The following is an 18631-nucleotide window of genomic DNA, read 5'->3' as shown; positions in this document are numbered from 1 at the left end:
AAGAGACTCTTGCCGTGCGCGACCTGCGCACGTCTGTGCAGCGTGAAGGCTACCGTGCGGCCGCCTCCCCCCGGCCCCCGCCCCGTCACCACTCCAGCGCCCAGGGCCTCCCGGCGCTCGCGAAGTGCCCCACGTTCACGCACTCGGTCGCCCCGATCCGCATCCTGCGCGCCAGCGGCTGGTGGACATGCCCGAACAGCGCGTACCGGGGCCGGGTGCGCCGGATGGCGTCCAGCAGCGCCCGGCTCCCCCGCTCGAAGCGGCGCGCGACGGTGTCGTACACCAGCTCCGGCACCTCCGGCGGGATGTGGGTGCACAGCACGTCCACCTCGCCCACCGCCTCGACCTTCGCGGCGTACTCCTCGTCGGAGATCTCGTACGGCGTCCGCATGGGCGTGCGCAGTCCCCCGCCGACGAAGCCGAACGTCCAGCCGCCGATCTCCACCCGCTGCGCGTCGAGCACGGTGGTACCGGGACGGGCGTATTCCGGCCACAGCTGCGGCATGTCGACATTGCCGTAGGTGGCGTACGTCGGAGTGGGGAACGCGGCGAAGAGTTCGGCGTACTGCTTGCGCACCGCCTTCTCGATGGCCGTGAACCGGTCGCCCTCGATCCCGCCCCACAGCCCGGCGCCGAACGCGCGGGCCTCCTCGAAGCGCCGGGCGGTGCGCAACTCCACGATGCGGTCGGCGTTCTCCTCGCCGAACAGGTCGGGGAAGATGCCGCGCGAGTGGTCGGCGTAGTCGAGGAACAGCACCAGGTCGCCCAGGCAGATCAGGGCATCGGCACCCTCGCCGGCCCGCGCCAGGTCCCGTGCGTTGCCGTGCACATCACTGACCACATGGACGCGGTGCCGGCTGCTTCGAGGGGGTGTGGATGCCATGGCGATCAAGCGTAGGCGTGTGTGCCGCAGGTGAACAGTCCCGGTCGTGGCCTGCGGTTACTCGCCCGTCGCGAAGGCCGTGGACTACTGTGCGCGAAGGAACGCCATCGCGTGTGACGCAGCGAACATCTGGCCGGGACCCCCTGTCGGGAACCGCATACCGACGGGTAACGTCCGGGCAGTCCAGTCGTGCTCTGGGTTTCAGCCACCGGTAGCCCCGAGCACCAGCCCGAGCCTTGGACCGCACCGTCGCAGCACACAACGTCGTGGCGCCGGCGCCCTATGAGGAGCAGCAGTCTTGCGCGAGTTCAGCCTTCCGGCCTTGTACGAGGTCCCTGCGGACGGAAACCTGACCGACATCGTCCGCAGAAACGCCGCGCAGCATCCCGACGTCGCCGTGATCGCCCGCAAGTCCGGCGGGGTGTGGCAGGACGTGACGGCCCGGCAGTTCCTGGCCGAGGTGCACGCCGCGGCCAAGGGGCTCATCGCCGCCGGGGTGCAGCCGGGCGACCGCGTGGGCCTGATGTCCCGGACGCGCTACGAGTGGACGCTCCTCGACTTCGCCATCTGGAGCGCGGGCGCGGTGACCGTGCCGGTGTACGAGACCAGCTCGCCCGAGCAGGTGCAGTGGATCCTCTCCGACTCGGGCGCGACCGCCTGCGTCGTGGAGCTGGACGCGCACGCGGCCGCGGTGGAGGCCGTGCGCGAGACGCTGCCCGCGCTGAAGCACGTCTGGCAGATCGAGGCCGGCGCCGTGGAGGAGCTGGAGCGGCTCGGGCAGGACGTGTCGGAGGAGACGGTGGACGAGCGGTCCTCGCTCGCCTGCGCCGACGACCCGGCCACCATCGTCTACACCAGCGGCACCACCGGCCGCCCCAAGGGCTGTGTGCTCACCCACCGCAGCTTCTTCGCGGAGTGCGGCAACATCGTGGAGCGGCTGCGTCCGCTGTTCCGCACCGGCGAGTGCTCGGTGCTGCTCTTCCTGCCGCTCGCCCATGTCTTCGGCCGGCTGGTGCAGATCGCGCCGATGATGGCGCCCATCAAGCTGGGCTGCGTCCCGGACATCAAGCACCTCACCGACGAACTGGCCGCGTTCCGGCCGACGTTGATCCTCGGTGTGCCGCGCGTCTTCGAGAAGGTCTACAACTCCGCGCGCGCCAAGGCGCAGGCCGACGGCAAGGGCGCCGTCTTCGACAAGGCGGCCGACACCGCGATCGCCTACAGCAGGGCCCAGGACACCGCGGCGGGACCGTCGCTGGGGCTGAAGATCAGGCACAAGGTCTTCGACAAGCTGGTCTACGGCAAGCTGCGCGCGGTCCTCGGCGGCCGGGGCGAGTACGCCATCTCCGGCGGCGCCCCGCTGGGCGAGCGGCTCGGCCACTTCTTCCGGGGCATCGGCTTCACGGTGCTGGAGGGGTACGGCCTCACCGAGTCCTGCGCGGCGACCGCGTTCAACCCGTGGGACCGGCAGAAGATCGGCACGGTGGGGCAGCCGCTGCCCGGCTCCGTGGTGCGGATCGCGGACGACGGCGAGGTGCTGCTGCACGGCGAGCACCTGTTCAAGGAGTACTGGAACAATCCGGGCGCGACGGCGGAGGCGCTGGCCGACGGGTGGTTCCACACCGGGGACATCGGCACCCTGGACGAGGACGGGTATCTGCGGATCACCGGCCGCAAGAAGGAGATCATCGTCACGGCGGGCGGCAAGAACGTCGCCCCGGCGGTGATCGAGGACCGCATCCGCGCGCACGCGCTGGTCGCGGAGTGCATGGTGGTCGGCGACGGGCGGCCGTTCGTCGGCGCGCTGATCACGCTGGACGAGGAGTTCCTGGCGCGCTGGGCCGCGGAGCACGGCAAGCCGGCGGGTTCCACGGCGTCGTCCCTGCGCGACGACCCGGACCTGAACGCGGCGATCCAGGACGCGGTGAACGACGGCAACGCGGCGGTGTCCAAGGCCGAGTCGGTGCGCAAGTTCCGCATCCTCACGGCCCAGTTCACGGAGGACTCGGGCCACCTCACCCCGTCGCTCAAGCTCAAGCGGAACGTGGTGGCGAAGGACTACGCCGACGACATCGAGGCGATCTACGCCAAGTAGCCCGCCGCGCCTTGCGGCTGACGACGCGTCAGTCGCAAGGCGGCCTTCACAGAAGGTCCTTCAGCCGCTCCGCCAGCAGGTCCCAGCGCCACTTCTCCTCCACCCACCGCCGGCCCCGCTCCCCCATCCGGCGGCGCAGCGCACAGTCGCCGAGCAGTGCGACGACGCGGTCGGCGGTGTCGAGCGCGTCGCCGCCGCGCACCACCCAGCCCGTCTCCCCGTCGAGGACCGCGTCCGGCGCGCCGCCGGAGTCACCCGCGATGACCGGCAGGCCGGTCGCGGACGCCTCCAGGTAGACGATGCCGAGGCCCTCGACGTCGAGGCCGCCGCGGCGGGTGCGGCAGGGCATGGCGAAGACGTCGCCCGCGCCGTAGTGGGCGGGCAGCTCGGACCAGGGGACGGCACCGGTGAAGCGGACCGAGGCGGCGACGCCGCTCTCGCGGGCGAGCCGGCGCAGGTCCTGCTCGTAGGGGCCGCCGCCGACGATCAGCAGCACGGCGTCCGGCTCGGCGGCGAGGATCCGGGGCATGGCCCGGATCAGCGTGTCCTGGCCCTTGCGCGGCACCAGCCGGGAGACGCAGACGACGACCGGGCGGTCGGTGAGGCCGAGCCGGGCGCGCACCTCGTCGCCGCCGGAGGCCGGGTGGAAGGTCTTCTCGTCGACGCCGGGCGGCAGTTGCACCATCCGCGCGGCCGCCTCGGGGGTGAGCGCGCCGGCGATCCGGGAGCGGGTGTACTCGCCCAGGTAGGTGATCGTGTCCGTGGCCTCGCCGATCCGGCGCAGCAGCTGCCGGGCGGCGGGCAGCTGGGCCCAGCCGGCCTCGTGCCCGTGGGTGGTGGCCACCAGGCGCTCGGCACCGGCCCGGCGCAGCGCGGGCGCCATCAGCCCGAGCGGTGCCGCGGCCCCGAACCACACCGAGGTGCAGCCGTGCTCGCGCAGCAGCCCGGCCGCGCGCCGGGTGGCGCCGGGGGTCGGCAGCAGCATGGTCGTACGGTCGCGTACGACGGGGAAGGGCTGCTCGGCGTCGAAGGCGGCCGTCGCCTCGATCCCCTCGCGGCCGCGCTTCCAGGTGGAGGCGTAGACGACCAGCCGGCCGGGGTCCAGGCGCAGCGCCATGTTGTGCAGGAAGGCCTGGATGCCGCCCGGCCGGGGCGGGAAGTCGTTGGTCACGATCAGGGTCTTGTGCATCGCCGCCGACCCTACCGAATCGGCCGCCCGGCGCCGGGCGGCGGCCGGTGCGTTGGCACGGTCCGGGGTGGTCGGGACATCATGGTCCCTCGGCACGGGACTCGGATCGGCATCGAACGGCAGGGGAAGACGTGGAGACCAAGGACGTCCGGCGCTCGCCGGCGTACCTGCTCGCGACCTGGTGCGTCACCCGTGTGGTGTTGCTGCTCTTTGTCCTCGGGGTGTACGTCCTGCCCGGCCCGGACGTCACCACGGACGTCTCGGTGATCTACCACAACTGGTACGAGGTGCTGCGCCAGGGCACGTTCCCGCTGGACGACGTCACCTGGCAGTACCCGCCCGCCGCCGCGCTGCCGATCCTCGCGCCCGCCCTGCTGCCGTTCCTCTCCTACCCGCACGCCTTCTTCGCGCTGGCGTGCTGCGCCGACCTGGCGGTGCTGGTGCTGCTGCTGCGGTCGGCCCGGCACCCCGGCCGGTCGCGGCGCGGGGCGTGGGTGTGGGTGGCGGGCGTCCCGCTGCTCGGGCCGACGGTGTACGCGCGCTACGACGTGATGGTGACCGCGGTGGCCGTGGCCGCGCTGCTCGCGGGGGTCCGGCATCCGCGGGTGATGGGCGCGCTGGCGGCCTTCGGGGCGCTGCTGAAGGTGTGGCCGGCACTGCTGCTGGCCGGGGCGGTGCGGCGCCGGGCCTGGGCGTCGGCTGCGGTGACCGGGGCGGTGCTCGCGGCGGTGTTCACGGCGACGATGCCGGGCGCGTTCGCCTTCCTGACCTTCCAGCGGGAGCGGGGCACGGAGGTGGAGTCGCTGGGCGCCCTGGTCTTCCATGTGGCCCGGCACTTCGGCTGGAGCGGGCAGGTGCTGCTGAACTACGGCTCGCTCGAATTCCTGGGCCCGTACGTGCCCGAGGTGAGCGCGGCGGCGCTGGCGCTGAGCGTGGGCGCCTTCGGCTGGCTGCTGCTGTGGCGGCTGCGGGCCCGCCGCTTCCCCCGGCACACCCTGGCGGACGCGGCGCTGACCGCCGTCCTCCTGTTCACCGTCACCAGCCGCGTGATCAGCCCCCAGTACCTGGTCTGGCTGATCGGCCTGGCCGCCGTCTGCCTCACCCACCGCGCGAGCCGCATGACCGCACCCGCCCTGCTGATCCTGGCCTCCTCCTTCCTGACCGTCCTGGAATTCCCCATCGGCTTCGTCCACGTGGTGACGAGCGACTGGTACGGCATCACCCTGATGCTCCTCCGCAACGCCCTGCTGACCACCGCCACCCTGCTGTCAGCCCACCGCCTGTGGCGTACGACCGTCTCCCGCGAGGGGCCCGTCACCGGCGAACCCGCCGAGCCGGAACTCAGCGCAGCTCGCTCCTGACGTACTTCTGCCAGCGGGTCGTGAAGGAGGCCGGGGTCAGGCCGAGGACCTGGTGGAGGGCGGTGGTGAGGGCGGTGGGGCCGGTGGGGTGGGTGCCGACGGCGCGGTAGAAGGCGGTCAGGCGGGCCGGGCCCCACTGGTCGGCGATCATGCGGCAGGCCAGCCAGCCGCCCTCGTAGGCGCGGGCCAGCTCGGTGGGGTCGCTGGTGAAGCCGAAGTCCTTGTCGGTGGGGAGCGCCGCGGGGACCTGGCCGGCGCCGACGGCGCGGGCCAGTTCGGGTGCGGCCTGGGCCGGGGTGCGGTCGGTGCCCAGGTAGCCGATCCAGTCGGCGTAGCCCTCGGAGAGCCAGAGCGGGGTGGCCGCGGTGGTGTGGGCGCGGGTGGCCACGTGGGTGGTCTCGTGGGTGAGGACGACCTGTTTGCCCATCGCGCCGAGGACCGCGTACGCGTCCGGGTTGATCACCACCCGGTCGGCCGGCGTCTGCCCCGCGCCTCCCCCAGCCTTCGGCCGGGGGGACCCCCAGTTCGCTTCGCTCACCTCCCCGGTGGTCACGGCGGCGATCCCCCGGTAGTTCGCGGCGGGCGAGCCGAGCAGAGCCGCCATGCCGGTCAGGGACTTGGGGACCAGGACGACCACCCGGCGCGTCCAGTCGGTGCCCCACTCCCTGGTCACCGCCGGGACCGCCTCGTCGGCCATCCTGGCGTACGTCCGCAGGTCGGCCGCCGGCTGCCCGGTGCCGAGCACCAGGCTGTGCGCGCCGGGTACGGCGGTCACGGTGCCCTGGTCCCACAGCTGCTGCCCGGACGTCCCGGCCGGCCGGTCCCCGGTGACGTACCAGGTGCCGGAGGTGGTGCGGGCCAGGATGAGGGTGCGCCGGGTGTCGACGGGGGCCCGGTCGTACCCGGCGACCCGGTAGCTGAGCTCGGCCTCGGCGGTGGCCCCCGCGGGGGTGCGGCGCAGGGTGGTGACCCGGTAGGCCCAGGAGGCCAGCGGCAGGGCACGCAGCCTGGTGTACTCGGCGCTCGCGCCCGTCGCGCCGTACGCCTCCGCGTCGTGTCGCAGCAGCGCCGCCGAGCGCAGGTCGAGGAGGTGCTGCACCTCGGCCTTCGCGGAGTCGGCCGCCGACCGCCCGGCGCACCCGGCCAGGGACAGCAGCAGACACAGGGCCATCGCCCCGACGCCTCTCACCCGCCTGCCACCGGCCATCACACGATCGTACGGCGCGCCGCGCGGGCGTCAGGGCCGGGTCACCGAGGAGATCGGCATCATCCCCACCGGGTCGTAGCGCACCGCCGCCCCCGGATGCGGGGCGTGGATGACCTGGCCGTGGCCGACGTACATGGCGACATGGCTGGCGTCGGAGCGGTAGACCACCAGGTCGCCGGGGCGGGCCTGGGAGAGCGGGACGCGCCGCCCGGCGTACCGCTGTTCCTGGGAGGTGCGCGGCAGCTGGATGCCGGCGTGCGCGTACGCCCACTGCATCAGGCCCGAACAGTCGAAGCCGGAGGGCCCGTTGGCGCCCCACACATAGGGGCGGCCGAGCGCGGAGCGGGCGGCGGCCAGGGCGGCGGCGGCGCGCGCGCCGGGGGCGCCGGCCGCGCCGGTCAGGGCGGGCAGGTCGAGGCGGTCGGGGCCGGCCGAGCGGGAGGCCCGGTCGTAGGCGGCGCGGTCGGCCGCGGACAGCGAGTTCAGCAGCTGCCGGGCCCGCGCGAGCTTGCCCTCCACCGTCCGCTTGTGCGCGGCGACCGCCCGGCGGCTGCGGTCCAGCGCGTCGAGTTCGGTGGCCGCCTCCGCCCGCTCCTGGTCCAGCTCGCGCAGCGCGGAGCGCAACTCCCGCAGCCGGCCCGCCTCCTGGGCGCTGATCCGGTCGAGGGTGGCGGCCTTGTCGAGGTAGTCGTCCGGGTCGTCGGAGAACAGCAGCGCGACGGCCGGGTCGATGCCGCCCGAGCGGTACTGCGCCCCGGCCAGCGAGCCCAGCTCCTCGCGCAGCGCGTTGACGTCCTGCTGGCGGCGGGCGACACGGTCCTGGGCGGCGCGGACCTCGCGGCGCAGCGCGTCCGTGCGTTCCTGCGCCTGGTCGTAGGCCTGGGTCGCCTGCTCGGCCTGGGTGTAGAGCCGGTCCACCTCGGCGCGGGCGTCGGGGTGTGGCGCGGCGTGCGCCGGTACCGCGCCGAGGGCCGCGGCGGCGGCCGACAGTGCGCACAGGGCTGCTGCGGCACCCCGGTCGAATCCGGCCGGTGCGCGGTGCTGACCGGACGGTGCAAGGCGGCGATGGGACCCCACGGGTTGCCGAACCCCTTCCACTGGCTGACACGGACGGCGTTCCCCGGCGCCTGGGGACGGGGAGGCCCCGGCGCCGGGGAAACGCGGCAGACAGTAGCCGTGCGGAAGGGCCGCGGCCAAAGACCGCGGCGGCGACAAAGAGTGACGCCCCGCCGCTGACGCAGGTCAACGGCGGGGCGTGGAGTCAGTTTCCGTCCCGTGGATTCGCCCGATCGGACGACCGCCTCCGGGAGCGTCGGGGGTTTAAACCCGGACGCCGAACTGGAAGGGCATGTCGGACATCGCCTCGTAGCGCACCACGGCACCGGTGTGCGGGGCGTGCAGCACCTGGCCGTTGCCCGCGTACAGACCGACGTGGTGGATGTCGCCGTAGAAGAACACCAGGTCGCCGACCTTGAGGTCGCTCTGGTTGTAGATCCGGGTGCCGATGTTGGCCTGCTCCTCGGAGGTGCGCGGGATGGAGACGCCGGCCTGCGCGTAGGCGTAGGAGGTCAGACCCGAGCAGTCGAAGGAGGAGGGGCCGGTGGCGCCGTAGACGTACGGCTTGCCCAGCTCGCCCTGGGCGGCGGCGAAGGCGGCCGCGGCCCTGCCGGAGGCGGGCGGGGCGTCCCCGAGGTTCACACGCTCGCTGGAGGAGCGGTCGGCGCGCTGCTGCTGGGCGGCGAGGTCGGCCTTCTCCTTGGCGGTGAGGCTGTTGAGGATCTTCTGGGCCGCGGCGAGCTTGGCCTGGACTTCCTTCTTCTTGTCGCCCAGTTCGGTGCGGGTGTCCGCAAGGTCCTTGAGCTTCTCGGTGGCCTCGGAGCGCTCCTGGGCCAGCTCGCGCTGCTTGGCCTGGATCTTGCGCAGCGCGTCGACCTGCTGGCTGCTCAGCTGGTCGAGGGTGGACGCCTTGTCGAGGAAGTCGTCCGGGTTGGAGGAGAGGAACAGCTGGACCGAGGGGTCGATACCGCCGGAGCGGTACTGGGCCGTGGCCAGCGAACCCAGGCCGTCGCGCAGCTTGTTGAGGTCTTCCTGACCCCGCGCGACGTTGTCCTGGATGGTGGAGATCTCCTTCTGGAGCTGCTGCTGCTTCTCCTTGGCGCCGTTGTACTTCTCGGTGGCCTGCTCGGCCTGCTCGTACAGCTTGTCGACCTTGGACTTGACCTGGTCCTTGCTGAGCTTCTCGCTCGGCGCGGCGTTCGCGGCGTTCGCGCTGAGCACGACCGCTGCGGCGGCTGCGGTGGTCAGCACGGTCACGCGTGCACGGCTCTGCTGTCTGGGTCGACGGTGGGACGCCACGGAGGACGAACTCCTTCTTGTGAGTGTTCACCCGTTCGGAGGTTCGAGCCCCGACCCTAGTGACCATGTTGTGATCATTCAAATCCTCACGGCAAAAATTCCCGTCACGCAATGCATTCTTTGCACACAAGCCACAAGCAGTGAGGGCCGCTTGACCCTACGTTGCGTGACCAGCTGGCCAATTCGGGCATTACGTATGCCCGTTGGGCCTTCAGGACAGTCGCTTCAGAAGTACCGCAGAGGCCACGGGGCGGGCACCGGCCCGCGCCACGCCGTCGGCCACCTCGCGGTCGGTGGAGGCGACGATGACCGGACGGCCCGGCGGCTCCGCGCGCACCAGCTGGCGGATCAGCTCGTCGGCCGTGACGCCCGGCTTGGAGAACAGCACCCGCACCCCGCGCGGCGGCGCGAGCAGCACCGGCGCGGCCAGCTCGGCGCCGTCGAAGACGCAGGTCACCTCGGCACCGGTCTGCGCGGCGAGCGCGGACAACTGGCCCAGCAGCCGCAGCCGCTGCTTTTCCAGCGGCATCTGCGGATAGCCGGTCTTGGTCACGTTGTAGCCGTCGACGACCAGATGCGCCTGCGGCAGCGCGAGCAACTGGTCGAGGATCGCCGGGTCGTGCTCGGACAGGGCGCGCGCCGCGATGTCCTTCGGTGTCATCCGGCCCGGCTCCACCGCGTCGACCGTCTCGGCCGGCCGCACGGACACCGGCGGCAGCGCCAGCTCGCGCCGCAGGCCCTGGGTGGCGTCCAGCAGGGTGTCCAGCAGCAGCCGCACCCGCATATCCTCCACGCTGCGCCCCTCGCGGGCGGCTCTGCGGGTGGCCTCCAGGGCCGCCTCCGCCTCACCGAGCCGCGTCTTGAGCCGCCGGGACTCGCTCTCCGCGGCCGACACCCGAGCGCCCGCCTCGGCGCGTACGGCGTCCATCTCGCCCTGCGCCTTGCGCAGCGCGGCCTCGCCCCGGCGCACATCGCTCTGCGCCGAGCGCAGCTTCCGGTTCAGCGACTCCAGGCCCCGCTTCGCCGACTCCAGCTCCGCGCGCAGCCGCTCGGTCTCGGCTCTGGTCTGTTCGCGGGCGCGGTCCAGTTCGGCGCGCAGCCGCTCCAGTTCGGCGCGGCTCTCCTCGTCGGCCCGCTCGGCGTCGGCGCGCTGGGCCTCCTCGCCGGCCGCGGTGACCAGCTTCACCCAGCCCGCCGGGCGCAGCACACAGGCCGCCGCCGCCACATCGAGCGGGTCGGCGGCCGCCGGCACCGAGCCGGCTTCCAGGGCGCCGGCCAGCTCCGGCTGCGCGGCGCGGAACTTCTCGCCGATCCGCTGCCGGAACAGCGTGTCGGTCTCCAGCGCCGCGGCCATCGCGTTCCCCGCGAACTTCGCGCGGCGATTCGGGGCGAACCGGGCGTACTGCCGCAGCTGTGCGGGCAGTTCGGCCACGGTCAGCTTGCCGAAGCACTCCGAGACGATCGCGACGACCCTGCGGCGCACCCCGTCGGGCAGCGGACGGTCAAGCACCTCGGCGGTGCCGTCGCCCGGCCCCCCGCTCGCGCTCTCCACCATCCGTCACACCCCACTACCTTGCCGACAATATGCCTCTCCGCGCCCGGCCCCGTCAGGAGCCGGTGCCCGGCCTGTCCACGAGTTCCACCTGGTCCACCGCGTTGCACCAGCGGCAGCGCACCGATTCGATGGTCTCATCGACCACCTCGCGCTCCTCCACCGTCGGCTCGCCCGCGAGGTCGAGGTGGACGTACTCCACGACCTTCGAGGAGCGCGTGACGTCGAAGCGGGTGAGGTTGCCGCACAGGGTGCAGCGCCATCGCGTCGTGGCGGTCGGCTGGGGAACCGTCATCGTGCCCTTCCCAGGGTCGGTCGGAGCGCGCCGGCGGGCCGACGCGTGTGGCTCGTAACCCTACGGCCTGGCGGCCTGTCGCCGCCCGTCCGTTCGCGGCGGCGAGGCGGTCTGTCAGCTTGCGTCCGGTTACGTCATGCTCTGTGTTCATGATCAGCGAGTGGAGCGCGGCGGCCGGCAGGACCTTCAGGACACTCCGGGACGCGCCGATGACGTACGGCCTGATCGCCCTGTGCTGCCTGATCTTCGTACTGGGCCCGGCCTCCGGAATCGTCCCCGGGTACGGCACCGGGTACGTGCTCCAGGACGCGCAGCGGGTGTACTTCCGGACCTGGGGGGTGGTCCCGGCCGAGCTGCTCGCCGCACCCCTGGCGCACGCGCTGACCCCGGTCACGGCGCTGTTCGTGCACGGCAACTGGGTGCATCTGCTCGGCAACATGCTCTTCCTCCTCGTCTTCGGCGTGCTGACCGAGGAGCGGATGGGCCGGGTGGAGTTCACCCTCTTCTACATCGGCTGCGGCTACCTGGCCCTGCTGGGGTACGCCGTCGCCAACGACACCTCCGAACAGTCGCTGGTGGGCGCGTCGGGCGCGATCTCGGCGGTGCTCGGGGCGTTTCTCTTCCTGTTCCCGCGCGCCCGTGTCACCAGTCTCCTGCCGTTCCTCTTCTTCCTGCCGCTGCGCTTTCCCGCGTGGGTCGTGCTGCCGTTCTGGGTGACGCTCCAGTGGCTGGCGGCGGGGCGCTCGGTACAGGGGCCGGGGGTGGCGTATCTGGCGCACCTGGTGGGGTTCGGGGCGGGGTTCGTCTACGCGTGGGTGCGGTACGGCAGGTCGAAGGGCCCGGAGGGCGGCCTTGGAGGGGCGGCGGCGGGAGACGGGCGGGCTAGAGTGAAATGCGCACCCGAACCGGCCCCCGAGGGAGAGAACCAGCCGTGATCACCGCGATCGTCCTCATCAAGACCAGCGTGGACCGGATCCCCGAGATCGCGGAGCGGATCGCCTCGCTGGAGTCGGTGAGCGAGGTCTTCTCCGTCACCGGCACGTACGACCTCATCGCCATGGTGCGGGTGCGGGAGCACGAGGACCTGGCCGATGTGATTCCGGGCCGGATCAGCAAGATTCCGGGCGTGGAGGCGACGGACACGCACGTGGCGTTCCGTACGTACTCGCAGCACGACCTGGAGGCGGCCTTCGCGATCGGCCTGGACTCCTGACCGTCCGCCGAAAGCCGCCCCACCAGCCCGTCCGGCCTTTTACGCCACCGGCACGCAGCGTCCCTCCTGCGTCCGGTACGTCCACTTCGCGCCCTCGGTCACCAGCTGTCGTACGGCCGTGACGAAGCGGTCCACATGCTCGTCCGGGGTGCCCGCGCCGAAGCTCACGCGGATGGCGTTCAGGGACGGGGCGCCGCACTCCGCCGGGGACTCGGGGGCCGTGCCGAGCAGGGTGCGCAGCAGCGGGTGGGCGCAGAAGAGGCCGTCGCGGACGCCGATGCCGTACTCGGCGGAGAGCGCGGCCGCGAAGTGGGAGCTGTTCCAGCCGTCCACCACGAAGGAGAGCACGCCGACCCGCGGGGCGTCGTCCCCGAACAGGGACAGGACCCTGACCTGCGGAATCCCGGCGAGGCCCGAGCGCACCCGGTCGATCAGGTACTGCTCGCGGGCGACCAGCGCGTCCCAGCCGGCCTCGGTGAGGGCCGTGCAAGCGGAGGCGATGGCGTAGGCGCCGATGACGTTCGGGGAGCCCGCCTCGTGCCGGGCGGCGCTCTCGTGCCACTCCACCTCCACTCCCCCGTCCGCGCGCCGGGCGACGCTGCGGCTGGCGCCGCCGCCCGCGAGGTACGGCTCGGCGGCCCGCAGCCAGTCGGCACGCCCGGCCAGCACGCCCGCGCCGAAGGGGGCGTACAGCTTGTGCCCGGAGAAGGCGACCCAGTCGACGTCCAGGTCGGCGAGGGAGACCGGGTGGTGGGGGGCCAGCTGGGCGGCGTCCAGGACGATCCGGGCGCCGTGGGCGTGCGCGGCGGCGGCCAGCTCGCGCACCGGCCACAGCTCCCCGGTGACGTTGGAGGCGCCGGTGACGCAGACCAGGGCCGGCCCGTACGGGTCGCGGTCGGCGAGGGCCCGCTCCAGCGTCTGCACGGCCTGCCGCGGGCTGCGCGGCGCGTCCAGGTAGGTGACCCGGTCGTCCCGCCAGGGCAGCAGCGAGGCGTGGTGCTCGGTCTCGAAGACGAAGACCCGGCAGTCGGCCGGGACCGCGCGGGCCAGCAGGTTCAGCGAGTCGGTGGTGGAGCGGGTGAAGACCACCTGGTCGCCGGCGCGGCAGCCGAGGAACTCCGCGACCGTCCGGCGGGCCTTCTCGAACAGGTCGGTGGAGATCTGGGAGAGGTACCCGGCGCCCCGGTGGACGCTGCCGTAGTACGGCGCGTAGGCGGCGACGTCGTCCCAGACGCGCTGGAGGGCGGGGGCGCTGGCCGCGTAGTCGAGGGCCGCGTAGGTGATGGTGCCGCCGGTGACGAGCGGAACGGTGACATCACGGCCCAGAACGGGCAGCGGGGTGCAGATCGACGGGTCGGCGGCAACGGTGGAGACAGACATGGGGAACTCCCGTGAGAACGCACGCCGCAGGGGGCGTACGGAAGAAAGGTGAAAGGGGTGCGCGGAGGCGGGGCTCGGCGGCCCTAACGCATTCGCTTGCTCACGGGAGGCTCCCTCGACCGACCAGGACCCCTGGCCCGGCGCTACCGAGAGCGCCCGAGGGGTCCGCGCTTGCCGTAGACCTCGCTGCCTACGACCTGGTCCTCACCCGGGGCACCCCGCCACGGACGGAGGGTTGCCGGACAGTCGGCCGGGGCCTCATGACTGTCACTCATGACCTGACAGGGAACGTACGCGAAAAGATCGATGCCCCGCAACCCGTGTCCGGATCGCGGGACGATCAACCATCGGATGGCGCGGTCAGGCGTTGCTGGCGGCCACCCAGCGCTCCAGCGTCCGCTTCGCCGCGCCCGAGTCGATGGAGTGCGCGGCCTTCGCCATCCCGGCCCGCAGCTGCTCGGTGAGCGGCGCGTCGGTCGGCTCCAGGGCCGTCAGCGCGGCGGCCGAGTTCAGCAGTACGGCATCCCGTACGGCGCCCCGCTCGCCGTCCAGCACCCGGCGGGCGACCTCCGCGTTGTACGCCGCGTCCGCGCCGCGCAGGGCCTCCAGGGGGACCGGCTCGATGCCGGCGTCCCGCGGGTCGAAGACCTCCTCGGTGACCTTGCCATCGCGCACCACCCACACCCGCGAGGTGCCGGTGACGGTCAGCTCGTCCAGCCCGTCGTCGCCGCGGAAGACCAGCGCGGAGTTGCCGCGCTCGGCGAAGGCCCCGGCCACCACGGGTGCCATCCGCGGGTCGGCGACGCCCACCGCCTGGGCGCGCACGTTCGCCGGGTTGGTCAGCGGGCCGAGCACATTGAAGGTCGTACGGATGCCCAACTGGCCGCGCGCGGCGGCGACATGACGCAGCGAGGGGTGGAACTTCACCGCGAAGCAGATGGTGATCCCGGCCTCCTCGGCGACCTCGGCGACCCGCTTCGGGGTCAGCTGAAGGTTGACGCCCAGCTTCTCCAGGACGTCGGAGGAGCCGGAGGCGGAGGAGGCGGCGCGGTTGCCGTGCTTGACGACCCTGGCGCCGGTGCCCGCGACCACGATCGAGGACATGGTGGAGATGTTCACCGTCTTGGCGCCGTCGCCGCCGGTGCCGACGATGTCCACGGCCGGGCCCGGCACCTCGATCACGTTCGCATGCGCGTACATGGTGCGCACGAGACCGGAGATCTCCTCGACGGTCTCGCCCTTGGCGCGCAGCGCGACCATGAAGCCGGCGATCTGGGCGTCGGTCGCCTCGCCCCGCATGATCAGGTCCATCGCCCAGGCGGTGTCGTCCGCGGACAGGTTCTGGCCGGTCAGCAGGCCGTTCAGCAGGGCGGGCCAGGAACGGCCCGCCGCGGTGTCGCCTCCAGCGGGGGTCACAGCGCTCATCAGCCGCTCCTCGGGAAAAGTCGTACTCGGTGGTGCTCAGCGGGGGAAACCCGTACCCACCCTATCGAGCCCCCGGCACGGCGAAGGGCCCCGTCCGGCTCGCGGACGGGGCCCCTCTGTGGCGTGGCGACGCGGGGATCAGTGGTGGCCGTGGCCGCTCGTGATCTCCTTGTACTCCTCGGAGGTCGGCTTCGGGATCTGGTTGTCCTCGCCGTAGTAGGCGTTGGACAGCTTCACCCGCAGCTTCTCGGACGCCTTCACCTTGCGCTCGACGCCGTTCTCGTCGACCGCGGGGCCGATCTCGGCCGGGGCGTACTGCGTGTGCGCGGTGAGCGTGTGCAGCTGCTCCTGGCTGAGCGGCTCGTGCACCTCGATGAACTCACCGTGCGGCAGCCGCTTGATGATGCCGGTCTCGCGGCCGTGCAGCACCTTGTCGCGGTCGCGGCGCTGGAGGCCGAGGCAGATCCGCTTGGTGGCGATGAACGCGATGACCGGGCCGACGAAGAAGAAGATCCGGACGAACCAGGTCACGGAGTTGATCGACAGGTGGAAGTGGGTGGCCCACAGGTCGTTGCCACCACCGACCAGCGTGATCATGTACATCGTCACCCAGGCGACACCGAGACCGGTACGGGTCGGGGCGTTGCGCGGGCGGTCCAGGATGTGGTGCTCGCTCTTGTCGCCGGTGATCCAGGACTCGATGAACGGGTAGACCGCCATCGCGCCGAGCACCACGCCGAACAGCACCAGCGGGATGAAGACGCCCAGGACCAGGGTGTGGCCCCAGAAGTTGATCTCCCAGCCCGGCATGAAGCGGATCAGACCCTCGGCGAAGCCCATGTACCAGTCGGGCTGGGCGCCGGTGGACACCTGGTCCGGACGGTAGGGGCCCATGGCCCAGATCGGGTTGATCTGCGCGACCGCGGCGATGGCCGCGATGACACCGAAGACCAGGAAGAAGAAGCCTCCGGCCTTGGCCATGTAGACCGGCAGCAGCGGCATGCCGACGACGTTGTTGTTGGTCTTGCCCGGACCCGCGAACTGCGTGTGCTTGTGGTAGAAGACCAGGATCAGGTGCGCCACCATCAGGCCGAGCATGATGCCCGGCAGCAGCAGGATGTGGATCGAGTAGAACCGGGCGACGAAGTCGTGGCCGGGGAACTGACCGCCGAAGAGGAAGTACGAGATGTACGTGCCGACGATCGGCATGGACAGGATCGCGCCCTCGGTGAAGCGCACACCGGTGCCGGAGAGCAGGTCGTCCGGGAGCGAGTAACCGGTGAAACCGGTGAACATGCCGAGGACGAACAGCAGGAAGCCGAACAGCCAGTTGATCTCACGCGGCTTGCGGAACGCGCCGGTGAAGAACACGCGCATCATGTGCACGAACATGCCGGCGAGGAAGATCAGCGCGGCCCAGTGGTGGATCTGCCGGACCAGCAGACCACCGCGCACGTCGAAGGAGATGTGCAGGGTCGAGTTGAAGGCCTCCGACATCATCTGCCCCTGGAGCGGGACATAGCTGCCGTGGTACACGACCTCGTTCATCGACGGGTGGAAGAACAGCGTCAGATAGACACCCGTCAGGATGATGATGATGAAGCTGTACATGCACACTTCGCCCAACATGAACGACCAGTGGTCGGGGAAGATCTTGCGCATGTTGGCCTTGGCCAGGGAGTAGATCCCCAGCCGGCCGTCGGCCCAGTCGGCGATCCGCTCGCCGGCCGGTGCCTTCCCGCGCGCGCGGGAGGTCTCGTTCGCTGTAGTACTCATCCGCGCTCCCAGAATGCAGGACCGACGGGCTCCTCGAAGTCGCCGAGCGCCTGGAGGTAACCCTCACTGTCCACACCGATGCGCAGCTGCGGCAGGGCGTGGCCGGCGGGGCCGAAGATCACTCGGGCGCCGTCGGAGAGGTCGAAGGTGGACTGGTGGCACGGGCACAGCACGTGGTGCGTCTGCTGCTCGTACAGCGAGATCGGGCAGCCGACGTGGGTGCAGATCTTGGAGAACGCGACGACGCCCTCGTGCGACCAGTCGAGCTCGCGCTTGTCCTTGATGTTGTCCGGCTGGAGCCGGACGATCATCAGGGCCGCCTTGGCCAGCTCGTCCTGGAACTCCTCGTCCGTCTCCTCCAGGCCGTCCGGCTTGGCGAAGGTGAGCGAGCCGACGGCGATGTCCTCGGGACGCAGCGGCTGGTTGGTGTTCATGTTGACCAGGCGCTTGCCCTTGGCCCACAGGGTGTGCCGCAGCGAGGTGCCGGGCAGCGGGCCGAGGTCGCGCAGCAGCATGACGCCGGAGAGCGGCACCAGGGCCAGCGCGCCGAACATCGTGTTGCGGATCAGCTTGCGGCGGCCGAGCGCCGACTCCTTGGCGCCCTGGCGGAAGTCCGCGTGGACCTTCGCCCGGACCTCCTCGGGGGCCGCGATCGCGTGCCGCTCGTCGGCGACCTCGACGTCGGACATCAGGGTGCGGGCCCAGTGGACCGCGCCCGCGCCGATGCAGAACAGCGCCACGCCGAGGGTCAGGCCCAGCGCGAAGTTCAGCGCGCTGATGTGACCGATCGGGAAGACGAAGATGTTCTTGTCGTGCGGGATCGTCACGTACGAGACGATGAAGCCGACGGTGGCCAGCATCGAGATCGTGAACAGCAGGGCGACCATACGCTCGGACCGCTTGGCGGCCCGCTCGTCGATGTCCTGGATGCGGTGCTCGTGGGGCGGCAGCCCCGGATCGGCGAACGGGTTCTCCTCGTCCGCGATCCCTACCGCGCCGCGCGCGTGGTCCTGCTCAGCGGGCAGGTTCTCTTCTGGAATGTCTTGGCTACTCATGACTTCTTGGCCTTTGCGGTCCGAGCGGCGACCCAGACGGCGACGGCGATCAGCGCGCCGAGACCGAAGATCCAGGCGAACAGGCCCTCACTGACCGGCCCGAGGCCGCCCAGCTCCAGACCGCCCGGGTTCGTCGTCTCGCTGCTGTCGATCGCGTGCAGGTACGCGATGATGTCCTTCTTGTTCTGGGAGGACATCGTGGTGTCCGGGAAGGACGGCATGTTCTGCGGGCCGGTCTGCATGGCCTCGTAGATGTGCTTCGGGTCGACACCCTCCAGCGTGGGCGCGAACTTGCCCTCGGTGAGGGCACCGCCCTTGCCGGTGAAGTTGTGGCACTGCGCGCAGTTGGTGCGGAACAGCTCGCCACCCTTGGCGACGTCCGCGCCGTCCGGACCGTACTGCTGCTTGGTCGGCACCACCGGACCGGCGCCCAGCGACGCGACGTACGCGGCGAGCTGGTCGATCTGGGTCTGGTTGTACACGGCCTTCTTGCGCGGGACCTGGGCGCCCTGCGAGGTCGCGGCCGGCATACGGCCGGTACCGACCTGGAAGTCGACGGCCGCGGCGCCCACGCCGACCAGGCTCGGCCCGTCGGAGGAGCCCTGCCCACCGGTGCCGTGGCAGCTGGCGCAGCCGACCTCGAAGAGCTTCCTACCCTCCTTGATGGTCAGGGACTGGGAGCCTGCGTCGGCCTGCGCCTTGCCCGCGGGCGCGAACGCGGCGTACAGCCCCCCCGTGGCCGCCAGCGCGAGGAGTAGGACGACGACCGCCGCCAGCGGATGGCGTCGTCGTGCGGAGAGCTTTTTCACGGATTACCCCGGTGTCAGGATCTTCTGCGTCGGTGC

At 71.7% G+C, this 18631-nt stretch carries 16 protein-coding genes and 1 riboswitch; of the genes, 4 read left to right on the top strand and 12 right to left on the bottom strand.

Features of this window, described 5'->3' with window-relative positions; all coding sequences use genetic code 11:
• Positions 1-85 precede the first annotated feature (85 nt).
• Positions 86-883, bottom strand: a complete 798-nt coding sequence (locus tag AC069R_RS07175) for a metallophosphoesterase family protein (RefSeq protein ID WP_478765260.1) — start codon at positions 881-883, stop codon at positions 86-88.
• 298 nt (positions 884-1181) lie between these two features.
• Between AC069R_RS07175 and AC069R_RS07170 the strand changes: the two genes are divergently transcribed.
• Positions 1182-2978 carry an AMP-dependent synthetase/ligase gene (locus tag AC069R_RS07170; protein WP_478765258.1) on the top strand — a complete coding sequence of 599 codons (1797 nt, stop codon included), beginning with the start codon at positions 1182-1184 and terminating at the stop codon, positions 2976-2978.
• A gap of 46 nt (positions 2979-3024) precedes the next feature.
• Here the strand turns inward: AC069R_RS07170 and AC069R_RS07165 are convergent, their stop codons facing one another.
• On the bottom strand, positions 3025-4167 hold the full coding sequence (locus AC069R_RS07165) for a glycosyltransferase family 4 protein (protein ID WP_478765256.1): 1143 nt from the start codon (positions 4165-4167) through the stop codon (positions 3025-3027).
• A 131-nt stretch (positions 4168-4298) separates the two neighbouring features.
• On the opposite strand from AC069R_RS07165, the gene AC069R_RS07160 reads away from it, so the two are divergent.
• Complete coding sequence (locus AC069R_RS07160; protein ID WP_478765255.1) at positions 4299-5528, top strand: glycosyltransferase 87 family protein; 1230 nt, start codon at positions 4299-4301, stop codon at positions 5526-5528.
• Here AC069R_RS07160 and AC069R_RS07155 read toward each other — a convergent pair.
• The 5 genes from AC069R_RS07155 to AC069R_RS07135 all read right to left on the bottom strand — a co-directional run bounded on the left by AC069R_RS07155 (position 5509) and on the right by AC069R_RS07135 (position 10937).
• The gene (locus tag AC069R_RS07155) at positions 5509-6735 is read right to left on the bottom strand and encodes a hypothetical protein (protein ID WP_478765253.1); all 1227 of its coding nucleotides are present in this window, start codon (positions 6733-6735) and stop codon (positions 5509-5511) included. The genes AC069R_RS07160 and AC069R_RS07155 overlap by 20 nt on opposite strands.
• 30 nt (positions 6736-6765) lie before the next feature.
• A complete protein-coding gene (locus tag AC069R_RS07150) occupies positions 6766-7812 on the bottom strand; it encodes a C40 family peptidase (RefSeq protein ID WP_478765252.1) in 1047 nt (348 codons plus the stop codon).
• A gap of 243 nt (positions 7813-8055) precedes the next feature.
• Complete coding sequence (locus AC069R_RS07145; protein WP_478765250.1) at positions 8056-9090, bottom strand: C40 family peptidase; 1035 nt, start codon at positions 9088-9090, stop codon at positions 8056-8058.
• A gap of 211 nt (positions 9091-9301) precedes the next feature.
• Positions 9302-10645 carry an NYN domain-containing protein gene (locus AC069R_RS07140; protein WP_478765248.1) on the bottom strand — a complete coding sequence of 448 codons (1344 nt, stop codon included), beginning with the start codon at positions 10643-10645 and terminating at the stop codon, positions 9302-9304.
• A gap of 52 nt (positions 10646-10697) precedes the next feature.
• Positions 10698-10937, bottom strand: a complete 240-nt coding sequence (locus AC069R_RS07135) for a hypothetical protein (protein ID WP_478765246.1) — start codon at positions 10935-10937, stop codon at positions 10698-10700.
• Positions 10938-11086: 149 nt separating this feature from the next.
• Here AC069R_RS07135 and AC069R_RS07130 point away from each other — a divergent pair, with 149 nt between their 5' ends.
• Positions 11087-11872 carry a rhomboid family intramembrane serine protease gene (locus AC069R_RS07130; protein WP_478765244.1) on the top strand — a complete coding sequence of 262 codons (786 nt, stop codon included), beginning with the start codon at positions 11087-11089 and terminating at the stop codon, positions 11870-11872.
• Positions 11869-12150, top strand: a complete 282-nt coding sequence (locus AC069R_RS07125; RefSeq protein ID WP_391648182.1) for an Lrp/AsnC family transcriptional regulator — start codon at positions 11869-11871, stop codon at positions 12148-12150. Before AC069R_RS07130 ends, AC069R_RS07125 begins: the two co-directional genes overlap by 4 nt.
• A gap of 39 nt (positions 12151-12189) precedes the next feature.
• Here the strand turns inward: AC069R_RS07125 and AC069R_RS07120 are convergent, their stop codons facing one another.
• The 5 genes from AC069R_RS07120 to qcrC all read right to left on the bottom strand — a co-directional run bounded on the left by AC069R_RS07120 (position 12190) and on the right by qcrC (position 18595).
• The gene (locus AC069R_RS07120; protein ID WP_478765242.1) at positions 12190-13530 is read right to left on the bottom strand and encodes an aminotransferase class V-fold PLP-dependent enzyme; all 1341 of its coding nucleotides are present in this window, start codon (positions 13528-13530) and stop codon (positions 12190-12192) included.
• 162 nt (positions 13531-13692) lie between these two features.
• A riboswitch (SAM riboswitch) is annotated at positions 13693-13809 on the bottom strand.
• 81 nt (positions 13810-13890) lie between these two features.
• Positions 13891-14955 carry an anthranilate phosphoribosyltransferase gene (trpD, locus tag AC069R_RS07115; RefSeq protein ID WP_478765241.1) on the bottom strand — a complete coding sequence of 355 codons (1065 nt, stop codon included), beginning with the start codon at positions 14953-14955 and terminating at the stop codon, positions 13891-13893.
• Between the two features lie 138 nt (positions 14956-15093).
• On the bottom strand, positions 15094-16731 hold the full coding sequence (qcrB, locus tag AC069R_RS07110) for a cytochrome bc1 complex cytochrome b subunit (protein WP_478765239.1): 1638 nt from the start codon (positions 16729-16731) through the stop codon (positions 15094-15096).
• Positions 16728-17786: a cytochrome bc1 complex Rieske iron-sulfur subunit gene (gene qcrA / locus AC069R_RS07105; RefSeq protein WP_478765237.1), complete on the bottom strand. Its 1059-nt coding sequence runs from the start codon at positions 17784-17786 to the stop codon at positions 16728-16730. The genes qcrB and qcrA overlap by 4 nt, the downstream gene beginning before the upstream one ends.
• On the bottom strand, positions 17783-18595 hold the full coding sequence (qcrC, locus tag AC069R_RS07100; RefSeq protein ID WP_478765236.1) for a cytochrome bc1 complex diheme cytochrome c subunit: 813 nt from the start codon (positions 18593-18595) through the stop codon (positions 17783-17785). Before qcrC ends, qcrA begins: the two co-directional genes overlap by 4 nt.
• Between the last annotated feature and the right edge of the window lie 36 nt (positions 18596-18631).

The sequence above is a fragment of the Streptomyces sp. NPDC043952 genome (assembly GCF_056435325.1).
Note: the sequence above shows the minus strand (reverse complement) of the source record. Positions and strands in the feature narration are given on the sequence as shown.